Origin of the sequence: Arthrobacter pullicola, from assembly GCF_014836875.1 — a bacterium.
GTDB lineage: Bacteria > Actinomycetota > Actinomycetes > Actinomycetales > Micrococcaceae > Arthrobacter_B > Arthrobacter_B pullicola.
On the sequence record NZ_JACSQC010000002.1, the window covers coordinates 610,838 to 624,016 of the forward strand.

Here is a 13,179-nt window from a genome sequence, read left to right on the forward strand (position 1 = left end):
GCCACCGTCGTCGAGGTCAAACCAACAACTATGTGGAGGTGCCCGCTTGCTGTTCAGCCAAGAGGAATACGATGCCCGGCTCGCCGGGGTCCGCGCGCGGATGGCGCGGCAGGGGCTTTCCGCCCTGCTGGTGACCGATCCGGCCAATCTCTACTACCTCACCGGATACAACGCCTGGTCCTTCTACACACCGCAGGTGCTCTTCGTTCCTGCGGACGGGCCCATGCTGCTGTTCACCCGCGAAATGGACGCCGGCGGCGCGACCCGCACCAGCTGGCTTCCGCCGGAAAACATTGTGGGCTACCCGGAGCGCTATGTGCACCGCCCGCACCTGCACCCCTTTGACTGGGTGGCATTCGCCCTCCGCGAGCGCCACCTGATCGCTCCGGCCGCAGCGGGCTGCGTGGGCCTGGAAATGGACTCGCACTTCTTCTCCCCCAAGGCCTACCGCTCTCTGGTCAACGCCGTGCCGGAATGGACGCTGGTGGACTGCTTCGAACTGGTGAACTGGGTCCGCTCGGTCAAGTCCCCCGCGGAGCTTGAGCTGATGCGCCAGGCCGCCCGGATCTGCAACGGCGCCATGGAAGCGGCCGTCGCGGGCATCGCCGTCGGCGTCCGCCAGTGCGACGCCGCCGCCGCCATCAGCTCGGCGCAGATTTCCGGTGTGGACGGCATCGGCGGGGACTACCCCGCGATCGTGCCGATGCTGCCCACCGGCGAGGCGGCGGACACCCCGCACCTGACCTGGAGCGAGGAGAGGTTCGAGGCCGGGCAGGCCGTGGTGGTGGAACTCGCCGGTGCGTACCACCGCTATCACGCGCCGCTGGCCCGCACCGTGGTGCTGGGGCCGCCGTCGGACCGGCTCGCAAAACTGGCCGACGCCGTCGCCGACGGACTGGATGCCGTCCTCACCGAAGTCCAGCCCGGCGTGCCGGTGCACGAGCTCGCCCGGACCTGGAACCGGACGCTGGCCAAGTACGGCTTGGAAAAGCCCTCCCGCATCGGGTACTCGATCGGCATCGGCTATCCGCCGGACTGGGGCGAACGCACCATCTCCCTCCGCTCTGAGGACGAGACCGTCCTGGCGGAAAACATGACCTTCCATCTGATCGGCGGTATGTGGATGGATAACTACGGCTACGAACTCTCCGAATCAATCCGCGTCAGCCCCGACGGCGTGGAACCCCTTACCAGCTTCCCGCGGGAACTGCTCCAGAAAGGCAGCTAGCCCATGACCCTGAACTCCCTTGACGCTTCCGCCACCAGCCCGCGGGCCGAACTCCCGCTGGCGGACCGGGCAGCCAGCCTGGTCGGTTCCGTGATCGATTCCAGCACCTCGCTGCTGGCCTCGCAGACCCATGACATTGTGCGTTTCGCGATGGGCTCCCCCGCAGACGAGGCGGTGCCGCTGGAGGTGTTCCGCGACATCAACGCGCAGGTCCTGGACCACAGTTCCCTGACCTACGGCGCCACCGAGGGCGAACCGGTGCTGCTCAACGCCCTGGTGGACTATCTGGCCGGCACCTCGGACCCGGTGGACCCCGAACGGATCACCATCACCGCCGGCGGGATGCAGGGCCTGGATCTGGCCTGCAAGATCTTCATCAACCCCGGCGACCTCGTGATCGTGGAAAGCCCCACCTACACCAACGGCAGCGCCACCGCCCTGAGCTACGGCGCCGAGCTGCTGGAAGTTCCGGTTGACCAGGACGGCCTGATCGTGGAGGCACTGCCGGAGCTCGTGGCCGCCGCCGGCCGCACCCCCAAGGCCATCTACACCATCCCCAACTTCCAGAACCCTTCCGGCGTGACGCTCTCCCTGCCGCGCCGGCAGCGGCTGCTGGAGCTCGCGCACGAGTGGAACGCCGTCATCATCGACGACGATCCGTACGGACTGCTGCGTTTCCAGGGCGAGGACCTGCCGTCCCTGCAGGCGCTGAGCCCCGGCGATCCGTTGCTGTTCTCCGTCCGCACCTTCTCCAAAATCCTGGCTCCGGGCCTGCGCGTGGGTTGGGTGGACACCGATCCGGCGGTCCGCCAGCTGGTCATCAACGCCAAGCAGGCCATGGACACCTGCACCAACGTCCCAGCCCAGCATCTGGTGGCCGAGTTCATCCGCCGCGGCGGCCTGGACAATCATCTGGCCGGGCTCCGTGTGGAGTACAAACGCCGCAAGGACGCCATGCAGCAGAATCTGCGCCGGCACCTTGGCAGCCGGATCACCACCACCGACCCCGAGGGCGGCTTTTTCCTCTGGCTCACCCTGCAGGGCGAGGACGCACGGATCTCCACTCAGAAACTGTTCGAAACGGCCCTGGCTGAGGGGGTGGCGTTTATCCCCGGTCCGGCCCTTTCGGCCAGCGGAAAGTTCGACGACGCCCTGCGTTTGTGCTTCGCGTCCACCACTCCGGAGCGGGCTGAGGAAGGAATTCTCCGGCTGCGCCAGGCGATGGACCGGGAACTGGCGGCGGTCAAGGGCGGATCGGGGACATGAGCGCCCTGCCCCGCGTGAAGGACAAGGCTGGCCTTTCCGGCCTGGAGGAAAAGGTCCTGAGCCTGATCAGCGAGACGGACCTCGTCGCACTGACCTCTGCGCTGGTCGCGGCCGGAGGCGAGAATCCCGGCGGCGCGTATACACGGGGCACCGAGGAAGCCACCGTGGCCGTGCTGGCGGACTTCTGCCGCGGCGCCGGCTTGGAGGTCTCCACGGATCTGGTGGCTCCGGGCCGGCCGAATCTCACCGCCGTCCTGCCCGGCCGGAAGCAACCCGGCGGAACCCAGCCGCGCGCAACCCAGCCGGGGCTGCTCTTCCTGGGGCACTCCGACGTCGTGCCCGCCGGAGCCGGCTGGGACCGGCCACCGTTTCAGCCGTATCTCCGGGACGGCCGGCTGTTCGGCCGGGGCTCCACGGACATGAAGGGCGGACTGGCTGCGGTGCTGATCGCGTTTCAGGCGCTCCGGGCCGCCGGCGTCGAGCTGCTCGGCGGCGCTGCCCTGGCCTGCACCGTGGACGAGGAGGACCTGGGCATCGGCATCCGTGCCTACACGGCCGCGGCCCGGGTATCCGCGGCAATCGACGACCGGCGGTTCCCCTACTCCGCGTGCGTGGTGGCGGAGCCGACCGATCTGGAGACGGTGATCGCCTGCCGCGGGGACAGCTATCTGGAGCTGACCGTCACCGGGAGGTCGGCGCACTCCGGCCGGCCCGCGGACGGCCGCAACGCCATCGACGCCGCGGCGAAGATCCTGGACCTGGTCCGCGCAGACCATGCCCGTCTGCAGGCCGACGCCGATCCGCTGCTGGGTTCCGGCACCTGGAACATCGGGCTCATCCGCGGCGGCACCGGCATCTCCATGGTGGCGGCGGAGTGCACGGTGTCACTCGACCGCCGGCTGCTGCCTGATGAGGACCCCCAGCTGATTCTCGAGACTCTGCTGGCCCGGATCCGTGAAGCCGGAATCGATGCGGACGGCATCTCGGTGACGGGCGCCGTGACCATGGAGATGCCCGGCTTCCGCACACCGGCGTCGCACCCGCTGGTGACCAGTGCAGTGTCCGCGCTGGCCGACGTCGGCGTTACCAGCACTGTCACCGGCTGGTCCGCGGCGTGCGACGGCGGCTTCATTTCCCGCGATCTCGGCCTGCCGGTGATCGTGATGGGCCCGGGCGGACTCAACGACCAGGCACACCAGGTCAACGAGTCGGTCAGCATTGCTGAATTGCTCGCCGCCGCGCGGGCCTACGCACTGATGTGCCTGCGCCACGGCGCGTAGCGGGGTTGGGTGCCGGGGACATACCCGGTCGGTCCGCGGGCACGGATTCCCGCGCGGCCCCTAACGCCGTCGCGGGCCCCTACGCCGTCGCGGCCTGCGGGGTGCTGCCGCCGGTGAGCCGCTGCAGGGCATCGTCCATGTGGGTGATCAGCAGCCGGCCGACGAGCTCCTGGTCCCCCGCGGCCAAGGCTTCGGCAATGGCCTGATGCTCGTCCACGCGGGTCTGCGGGTCCGGATACCGTCGCTCCAACGCCGTGAGGCACATCCTGGTCTCGGTCAGCAGGGTGTTGTGCATCCGGGTGAGCCGCGGACTTTCGGCGGCGGCAACCAGCGTGGAGTGGTACGCCATATCGGCCTCTGACATGGCGTCCAGGTCACCTTTGAGGGCGGCTTCCTTCATGGTCCGCACCGTCTGCAGCAGCGTGGCCGCGACCTCCTGGCCGCCCCGCTGCAGGATCAGTTCCGCGGCGGCCCGTTCGACGGCGGTGCGCGCCACGTACATGTCCCGCACTTCTTCATCGGTCATGGTGATGACAAAAAGCCCGCGGTTCCGGATGCTGATCAGCAGTCCCTCCTGGGTGAGGCGCTGCATGGCCTCCCGCAGTGGACCACGGCTCACTCCCAGTTCCTTGGCCAGCTCCATTTCGACCAGTTGACTGCCGGGGGCGATCTGTCCACGTCCAATGGCGGTACGCAGTTTGCCGGCGATGATCGACGGCGTTGACTCGCGTTCCACGGGATCGAAAATTGCCATCGGGACCACATTCCGCTCGGGGCTCCGGGGCTGATCCCGGGCCATGTAGGAACCGCTCAGGGCGGATCAAAACTTGTCTACAATCCTACATTGATGGACGATGCTTGCCCGGTATATTGCGAAAATCAGGGCTCTTATTCCCCGGTACGGGGAGTCGCCTGTTGTTGGCGTCCCGTCTATTGATACCGGCGGCTTGAGGTTTTACACGGGGATCGCGGAACCGGCTCACCCCACAACCCGGGTTAGCCGCGGCGGCGGAAAGTCACAGCCTGCACGGTCAGCAGGGTGAAGGCACCGATAACGCCAAAGAGGAAAAGAAACGGGCCCATGCTGAACAGGTTGAGGAGGAACGTGTTCGATGACCCCGTGCTGTCGGGATTGGCCGGGTCGTAGTATTGCCGGCTGGCGTCAAGGATTCCCGCCATACTGCCCACACCGAGGACCAGAGCGACGGCGACGAACCCCCAGGCCGCTGCAAGATAGGGGTTGAACCGCCGCGGCTGCGGCACCCCTTCGACGGGCATCCCATCAGCCGGTGTCCCCTCAGCTCCGTCCACACCGGACCGTGTCGCAGACCCACGAGGCACGCCGGCCGCGCCGTCGGCATTGCGATGGGCTCCGGCCTGCGCAGCCCCGCCCTCCGGCCGCGCGTACAGGTCGTGATCCGCCTCGTCAGGCGTACGTGAAGTCCCCATAGCGGCGAGCCTACCCGACCACCCCGGCGTTCCTACCGATCCCCAGCACTCCGGCCCGGCACCCCGCTTACCGCGCACCCCTCCCCCGCCGGGCAAACCCGAATGCCACCGCGGCCAGCAGCACCAGGCCCTTGATGACCTGCTGCCACGCGGCGTCCACAGACAGGATGGACAGGCCCTGGTTCAGCACACCCATCACCAGGCCGCCGATCACCGCACCCACCACCGTGCCCACACCGCCCTGCACCGACGCACCGCCAATAAAGACGGCGGCAATCGCGTCCAGCTCAAACCCGCCGCCGGCGGACGCCACCGCACCGCCGGCACGCGCAGTGCTGACGATGGCGGCCAGCCCGGCGAGGAAACCCATGTTTACGAACACCATAAAGTTGACCCAGCGCGTCTTCACCCCGGACATCAGGGCGGCGTTTAGGTTCCCGCCCATCGCGTAGATGTGCCGGCCGAACACGGTCCGGTTCAGCAGGAACGAATACGCCAGCACCAGGGCGGCAAGGATGATCAGGATGATCGGCGTCCCGCGGTTGTACGCCAGCAGATAGCACAGGTACATGATCGCGGCGACGGCCACGGCGTTCTTGAACACGAAGGACGCCGTGCGTTCCCGCGGCAGGTCCAGCTTCTTCAGGTCGCTGCGGGCTTTGACCTGCTGCACCACCAGCGCCACCGAGGCGAGCGCACCGATGCCCAGGGTGAGCAGGTCCGGGGTTCCCGTCACCGGCAGCGTGCCGGAGCCGATCGCGTTGAACTGGCGTGGCAGGCCGCTGATCGTTCCGCCGGTGAGCAGGATCAGCGCCACCCCGCGGAACACCAGCATCCCGGCCAGCGTCACAATGAACGCCGGAATCCCCACAAACGCCACCCAAAAGCCCTGCCAGGCACCAATCAGCGCCCCCACCAGCAGGGACACAACGACGGCGGCCCACCAGGGCAGGCCCCAGCTGTTCATTGACAGCGCGGCAATTGCCCCCACCGTGGCAACCACCGAACCCACCGACAGGTCGATGTGCCCGGCGATAATCACCATGACCATGCCGATGGCCAGGATCAGCACGTAAGCGTTCTGCTGGATGAGGTTGCTGACGTTGCCCGGGTAGAGCAGCCGCCCGCCGGTCAGGACCTGGAAGAGCAGCACAATCACCACCAGTGCGGCCAGGATGCCGTATTGGCGCAGGTCGATCCGCATCCGTTTGCGCCCGGTGCCGTTCGGCGGCGGCGGGAGCGGGGATTTGGCCTGTTCGGAAGTTGTGGTGGTCACGGCCCTTGTGCTCCTTCGATCCTGGCGGAATCGGTTCCCGCGGATTCGGTCCTGGCGGAATCGGTTCCCGCGGATGCAGTCCCGGCGGTTTCAGTCCTGTCAGCTGTCATGTGCCGCATCAGTTCCTCCTGCGTTGCCTCGGCCCGGGGAACCTCCGCGGTGAGCCGGCCCTCAGCGATGGTGTAGATGCGGTCGCACAGCCCAATCAGTTCGGGCAGCTCGCTGGAAATAACAATCACGGCCTTGCCCTGCGCCGCCATTTCGTTGATGATTCCGTAGATTTCAAACTTGGCGCCGACGTCGATCCCCCGGGTCGGTTCGTCCAGGATCAGCACCTCCGGGCCCGAGTAGATCCATTTACTCAGCACCACTTTCTGCTGGTTCCCGCCGGAGAGGTTGGCCACCACGGACGCGACGGACGGAGTGCGGATGTTCATCTTCTGCCGGTAGTCATCCGCCACGGCATATTCGCGGTGCTTGTCGATCACGCCCAGCCGGGCCAGCTTCCCCAGCGCGGCGGCGGACACGTTGACCACCACCGAGCCGATCAGGTTCAGCCCGTACCGCTTGCGGTCCTCGCTCACGTAGGCCAGTCCGTGCCGGATGGCCTCCCCCACCGAGCGGGTCTGGATTTCCACGCCGTCTTTATAGACCCGGCCGGAGATTCCGGTCCCCCAGGACCGGCCGAAGATGCTCATCGCCAGTTCGGTGCGTCCAGCTCCCATCAGCCCGGCGAAGCCCACGATTTCCCCGGCCCGGACGTGAAAGGATGCGTTGGAAACTACCACGCGGTCCACGTCGATCGGGTGGTGCACGGTCCAGTCCTCCACCCGGAACTTCTCCGCCCCGATCTCCGGGAGCCGGTCCGGGAACTGGCTGTCCAGCGGCCGCCCCACCATGTCCCGGATGATCCGGGTTTCGATTTCCGGAGTGTCTTCCACCGGGAAGGACTCGATGGTGCGGCCGTCCCGGATCACCGTCACGTTATCCGCGATGGCCCGGATTTCCTTCAGCTTGTGGGAGATCACGATCGAGGTGATACCGCCGTCGCGCAGCTGGTCGATCAGGCCCAGAAGGTGCGCCGAATCGCCGTCGTTCAGTGCCGCCGTCGGCTCATCCAGGATCAGGATCTTCACTTCCTTGGACAGGGCCTTGGCGATTTCCACCAGCTGCTGCTTGCCCACACCCAGCTCGAGGATCTTGGTAGCCGGATTCTCCTCCAGGCCAACCCGCTTGAGCAGGGCCGCGGCCTGCAGGTTGGTCTGGTTCCAGTCGATCACCCCGGCGCGCTGCACCTCATTGCCCAGGAAAATGTTCTCCGCGATGGACAGGTAGGGGCTGAGCGCCAGCTCCTGGTGGATGATCACGATCCCGTCCCGCTCGCTGTCATTGATCGAGCCGTAGCTGACCGGTGTGCCTTCGAGCGAAATGGTGCCGGAATAGCTGCCGTGCGGGTACACGCCGCTGAGTACCTTCATCAGCGTGGACTTGCCGGCTCCGTTCTCGCCGCAGATCCCGTGCACCTCGCCGCGTTTCACGCTCACGGATACCTCGTCCAGCGCCCGGATCCCGTTGAACTCCTTCACTATGCCGTCCATGTGCAGGATGACGTCGTCGTCGATCATGTATGTCTCGCCTTACCTGATGGGGGAAGGCGGGGCACGACGGCGGCAGTCGCCGTCGTGCCCTGCGAACCGGGGTGGCTACAGACCGATATCGGAGGCTTCCACGAACCCGGACTCCACCAGGACGGGTTCCACCTGATCCTTGACCACCACCTGCGGCTCCAGGATGTAGGTGGGGACCACCTTCACCTTGTTGTCGTAGGACTCGGTGTCATTGACGTCCACCTCTTCCCCGGCCACGATCTGCTGGATCATCTTGTCCACCTGGCTGCCGAGCTCGCGGGTGTCCTTCCAGACCGTCATGGACTGCTGGTCCGCGAGGATGGCCTTGATGTTCGCGACGTCGCCGTCCTGTCCGGTGATCAGGGGCCAGTCCGTGCCGGGTGCGTAGCCGGCGCTGGACAGAGACTGCTCGATGCCCAGCGCCAGGCTGTCATTCGGCGAGAGGACGACGTCGACCTTGTCTCCGCCGGTGTAGAAGGACTGCAGCCGGTTATCCATTTCCGCCTGCGCGTCCGCCGACCCCCAGCCCAGGATGCCGATGGATGTCCAGTCCGCGTTGCTGGCCGGGGACTTACCGGAGGGAACCACCAGTTTGCCGCTTTCCACGTAGGGCAGCAGCACATCCCAGGCACCGGCGAAGAAGAACGCGGCGTTGTTGTCATCCGGGCTGCCGGCGAACGGTTCCAGGTTGAACGGGCCCTCGGCGTTGGCCAGGTCCAGTTGTTCCTCGATGAACTCGCCCTGGAGCTGGCCCACCTGGTAGTTATCGAATGTGGCGTAGTAGTCCACGGCGTCGGTGCCGTTGATCAGACGGTCATAAGCGATGACCGTGACGTCCTGGCTCTTGGCGTCTTCCAGGACCGGGCCCAGGGTCTCACCGTCGATCGCGGCGACCACCAGGATCTTGGCTCCGCCGGCCACCTGGTTCTGGATCTGGCTGATCTGCTGGTCGGTCTTGTCATCGGCGTACTGCAGGTCAACGGTGCAGTCCTGGGCCTCGAGTTTCTCCTTCAGCCCCTCGCCGTCGTTGATCCAGCGCTCCAGGCTGCGGGTAGGCATCGAGATGCCCACGTTGCACTCGACTGCGTTGCTGTCACCTTCGCCGTCCCCGGTGGTTCCGGCGGGAGCACAGGCCGCCAATCCCGCCGCGAGACCGAAGGCAGCTAAGAGGGCCGGAACATTCTTTCTTTTGCTCATGGTCGAACCTTCGAAAAGGACCCGGCCGGCCAACACCAAAACGCACGCGGTAGGAAGAGCGGGAAGGCCACTTCCCGGACGACTGGGTCGAGCGGATACAACGCTGTAGCGCCTGAGTCGACGTCCTGCGGTCAACCATTTGTAGGCGAGCACAACTTAACTCCGCGCGAAGCCGCTCGGCAAGGGGAATTCCGATAGTTATCCAATCGCAATCTGGCGGGGTGGCAGGCGGGACTCGCGCAGCGCAGCCAGCGGAACCTCCACCACCTCACCGTTTAGCACCCGCGGATACGGCCGGCCCGTCAGCGCAGAAAGGGTCAGCCTGATCAGGCTGCCGTGGGCCACGGCGATGATCCGCTGGCCGGGATACTGCGCAGCCACACTCCGCAGGGCCGAGATTCCGCGCTCCGTCACTGCGTCCTCCGGTTCCCCGATGCCCAGTGCAGCTGTGAGCTGCGGTTCGGTCAGCCCGTTCAGGTGCAGCCCCTCGGCCGATCCGTAGTCCCGCTCGATCAGCCCGGGAAGGGTGCCGGCGGGCTGCAGTCCGGCTGCGTCGGCAACAATCTGAGCTGTCTGTACGGCCCGCAGCAGCGGCGAGGAAACCACCACGTCCCAGGGTTCGGCGGCCAGCAGCCGCCCGGCCCGGCGCGCCTGGGCACGGCCCACGCCGTTCAACGGGTTATCGGTGCGGCCCTGCAGACGGCGTTGCCGGTTCCAGTCTGTTTCGCCGTGCCGCACCAGGACCAGCCGTGCCGGTGGTGTGCGGACACCGTCGTGCCTCACGCCGTCACCAGCGTCCGGCGGACGGCCGCCGCATCCGGACCGGCCGCAGCATCCGCGCCCGCATCCCCCGTCGCATTCCCGGCGCCGTTCCCCGCGGCTCCCCCGATAACTCCCGCGGCGGCCGCCGTACCCGCCACGGCCCCCGACACCTCCGCCGCGAACACCTGGGCCCTGAGCACCTCGGGCAGGACCCGGTCGCCCGGCTTGGGTACCCAGCCGGTGACATGCGCCCGCAGGGTCCGGCCCTGCCAGTCGGCGGAGACGTCGAACCCGTGCGGCCCGTAGAGCGCGGAGGTCACCACACCCGTCCGTTCCCTGCCGGTGTCCCAGGTGTCGCCGTCGTGGTCCGGGTGCACCGGATGCAGCACCAGGTCCAGCGGCGACACCGCGGCTGTCACTGCCAGTTCGCGGCGTCCCAGACCGTCGGCACCCAGGCACGGCCCGGCCTCCAGCCGTTCGCCGGGAATGCTGCTGCCCTCCGCGATCTGCAGCCGGCCCTCGGCCCAGGTGCCGTCCAGCAGCACGGCATCGTTGACGAAGGACGCCACAAAGGCCGACGCCGGGTTCCGCACCAGGTCCTGCGGGGTGCCGATCTGCTCAATCCGGCCGGCCCGCAGCACCGCCACCCGGTCGGCCAAGGCCAGGGCCTCCGCACGGTCGTGCGTGACGTGTACCGCCGTCAGTCCCTGCTCATTGGTCAGGGTCTTCAGGTCCAGGCGGAGCCGGGCCCGCAGCGGTTCATCCAGGGAAGACAATGCTTCGTCCAGGAGCAGTGCCTGCGGAGCGCCGACGATCGCCCGCGCCAGGGCGACCCGCTGGCGCTGCCCGCCGGAGAGTGCCGACGGTGCCCGCTCCCCCAGCCCGTCCAGCCCCACAAGTCCCAGCACACTGCGCACCCGGGCCTCCGCAGTCTTACGCGGCACACCCGCCAGCCGTAGCGGATACCCCACGTTCCGGGCCACGGACCAGTGCGGCCAGATCGCGTGATCCTGGAAGACCATGCCCAGGTTCCGCTTCTCCGGCGGGACCCAGACGCCCGGTCCCGCCACCGGACTGCCGCCGAGGCACAGCGTGCCGCCCTCCGGCTGAACAAACCCGGCGATGCTGCGCAGCAGCGTGGTTTTCCCGGAACCCGACGGACCCAGCAGAGCCAGGAATTCGCCGTCGTGCACCTCCAGGTCCACTTCGGAGAGGCCAACATGGCCGTTGGCGTAGACGTGGTGCAGGCCTTGAAGGCTGATCGAAGACATTTACTTTCCCTTCTGGAAGCGGGTGCGCGCTGTGCGGCGGGCGCCCAGGGCGGCGGTCGCGGAGAGCCCCGCGACGCCGACGATCGTGACCAGCAGCGCCAGGGCGGACGCCGAGTTGTAGTCCCCGGCCTGCTGGAGGTTGAAGATGACCACGCCCAGCGTCTGGGAGCCGGGCGCCACCAGGAGGATGGAAATGGTCAGTTCGCGCACGGCGGTCAGGGCGACGACGACGGCGCCGCTCACCGCCGCGGGCACGCTCAGCCGCAGCGCGACGTCGCCCAGTGCCCGCAGCGGGCCGGCACCGGAGATCCGTGCCGCCTCGTCCAGGGACACCGGCACGGATTCCAGCGGTGCCCGCACCGACTGGACCACCAGGGCCAGGAACGCCATCACGTAGGCGCCGAGGATCACCCACGGTGTGTTGAAGATGCCCAGCGCCGGGGCAATCAGCAGCCAGGCGACGGCCAGGACCAGGCCCGGCAGTGCCTGCGGCAGCATGGCGGTGACGTCCAGTGCGGTGTTGGAGCGGTGTTTGGTCCGGGTCAGGAGCGCACCAACAGCGAGTCCCAGCACGCCGCAGGCCACAGCTGCACCGAGGGCAAGCAGCACCGAGTTGGCGATGCCGGTGAGCGCTCCGCCGCTGGTGAGCGCGCGGGCGATGTTCGCCAGGGTCAGGTTCTCCCAGGTCAGCGGCACACCGGGAGCGGGAAGCAGCGCCTGTTCCGTCAGCGCCAGCAGCGGCAGGACGCAGACGACGGCGGCGGTGCACCAGAGCAGCCCCGCCACCACCCAGCGGGCGGACCCCAGCTGCAGCGGCAGTGCAGCCGCTCCGGACCCGCCCAGTTCGCTGCCCCCGGGCAGCCGGCGCTGCATCAGCACGGCCGCCAGGCCCAGGACCAGCAGCACCACGCCGATCGCGGCCACGGCCGGCAGCGGATTGGTCACGGTGCCGGAAGCGAGGTAGCGGTAGACCAGGGTGGTGAGCGTGGTGTACCGCTCCGGCAGGCCGATCAGCGCGGGAATGCCGAAGTCGGAAAGGTTGGCGACGAGGGTGAGCACGAACGCGGCCACCACGGCTGGGCGCACCAGCGGCAGGGTCACCTGGCAGAACGTGCGCAGCCCGCCGGCACCGCTGATCCGGGCGGCTTCCTCCAGGCTGCCGGGAACCCGGCGCAGCGCCGCACTGATCACCAGGTACGCCAGCGGATAGGAGTGCACGGCCAGCAGGAACACCACACCGCCGCCGCCGTAAATGTCCAGCACCGGGCCCGTAGATCCGGTCAGCGCCATCAGCGTCTGGTTCACGGTGCCCGCCGGAGAGAGCAGCGCCATCCAGGACATCGCGCCAATGAACGGCGGAATGAGGAACGGGAGCAGGAAGATCCAGCGCAGCACGGTACGGCCCGGCAGATCGGTGCGATCCAGCACGACGGCGAGCAGCGCACCGAACGCGGTGGCCAGCGCGGCCGATCCGGCGGCGGAGGAGACGGAGTTCCATGCCGCCGCCAGGACGTCGGGGTCCGTGAGCACATCGGCGTTGGCCGGCTGGGCCCCGCGGAACAGGATGACGCCGAGCGGGAGGAGCACCAACAGGGCCAGCGCCGCCCAGACCGCCAGCCGAAGCCAGTGCAGTCCGTCGCCCCGCGGCCCCCGGTCTGAAGCGGACTGGTTTGAAGAGTCGCGGTTTGAAGCGCCCTTGTTTGACGTGCCCCGGTTTGGCTCGCCCATGTTTGAAGCGCCCCGGTTTGGCTCGCCCATGTTTGGAGCACCCTTCTTTGGAGCGCCCCGGCCGGCGGATCCCCGGCCTGAGGTCCCTCCGGCG

11 protein-coding genes are annotated in these 13,179 nt (G+C 67.8%); 3 read left to right on the forward strand and 8 right to left on the reverse strand.

What is annotated here, in order from left to right; translation table 11 throughout:
• Positions 1-46 precede the first annotated feature (46 nt).
• From H9638_RS06045 to H9638_RS06055, 3 genes are read left to right on the forward strand one after another with little or no spacing between them, the layout of a single operon-like run.
• Positions 47-1,228, forward strand: a complete 1,182-nt coding sequence (locus H9638_RS06045) for a M24 family metallopeptidase (protein WP_191746276.1) — start codon at positions 47-49, stop codon at positions 1,226-1,228.
• Between the two features lie 3 nt (positions 1,229-1,231).
• Positions 1,232-2,494, forward strand: coding sequence for an aminotransferase-like domain-containing protein (locus H9638_RS06050; RefSeq protein ID WP_191746277.1), 1,263 nt, complete (start codon positions 1,232-1,234; stop codon positions 2,492-2,494).
• A complete protein-coding gene (locus tag H9638_RS06055) occupies positions 2,491-3,774 on the forward strand; it encodes a M20 family metallopeptidase (RefSeq protein ID WP_191746278.1) in 1,284 nt (427 codons plus the stop codon). Before H9638_RS06050 ends, H9638_RS06055 begins: the two co-directional genes overlap by 4 nt.
• 79 nt (positions 3,775-3,853) lie before the next feature.
• Here H9638_RS06055 and H9638_RS06060 read toward each other — a convergent pair whose 3' ends face one another.
• The 8 genes from H9638_RS06060 to H9638_RS06095 form a co-directional block, all read right to left on the reverse strand.
• The gene (locus H9638_RS06060) at positions 3,854-4,528 is read right to left on the reverse strand and encodes a GntR family transcriptional regulator (protein ID WP_191746279.1); all 675 of its coding nucleotides are present in this window, start codon (positions 4,526-4,528) and stop codon (positions 3,854-3,856) included.
• A 242-nt stretch (positions 4,529-4,770) separates the two neighbouring features.
• Positions 4,771-5,223, reverse strand: coding sequence for a hypothetical protein (locus tag H9638_RS06065; protein ID WP_191746280.1), 453 nt, complete (start codon positions 5,221-5,223; stop codon positions 4,771-4,773).
• Between the two features lie 67 nt (positions 5,224-5,290).
• Positions 5,291-6,499: a multiple monosaccharide ABC transporter permease gene (gene mmsB / locus H9638_RS06070; RefSeq protein ID WP_404799633.1), complete on the reverse strand. Its 1,209-nt coding sequence runs from the start codon at positions 6,497-6,499 to the stop codon at positions 5,291-5,293.
• Complete coding sequence (gene mmsA / locus H9638_RS06075) at positions 6,496-8,124, reverse strand: multiple monosaccharide ABC transporter ATP-binding protein (protein ID WP_191746281.1); 1,629 nt, start codon at positions 8,122-8,124, stop codon at positions 6,496-6,498. Before mmsA ends, mmsB begins: the two co-directional genes overlap by 4 nt.
• Before the next feature lie 78 nt (positions 8,125-8,202).
• Positions 8,203-9,324 carry a multiple monosaccharide ABC transporter substrate-binding protein gene (gene chvE / locus H9638_RS06080; protein WP_191746282.1) on the reverse strand — a complete coding sequence of 374 codons (1,122 nt, stop codon included), beginning with the start codon at positions 9,322-9,324 and terminating at the stop codon, positions 8,203-8,205.
• Between the two features lie 198 nt (positions 9,325-9,522).
• On the reverse strand, positions 9,523-10,107 hold the full coding sequence (locus H9638_RS06085; RefSeq protein WP_191746283.1) for a histidine phosphatase family protein: 585 nt from the start codon (positions 10,105-10,107) through the stop codon (positions 9,523-9,525).
• The gene (locus H9638_RS06090) at positions 10,104-11,357 is read right to left on the reverse strand and encodes an ABC transporter ATP-binding protein (protein WP_191746284.1); all 1,254 of its coding nucleotides are present in this window, start codon (positions 11,355-11,357) and stop codon (positions 10,104-10,106) included. The genes H9638_RS06085 and H9638_RS06090 overlap by 4 nt, the downstream gene beginning before the upstream one ends.
• Positions 11,358-13,115, reverse strand: a complete 1,758-nt coding sequence (locus H9638_RS06095; protein ID WP_225217018.1) for an ABC transporter permease — start codon at positions 13,113-13,115, stop codon at positions 11,358-11,360. It abuts the gene before it with no gap.
• Positions 13,116-13,179: the final 64 nt, after the last annotated feature.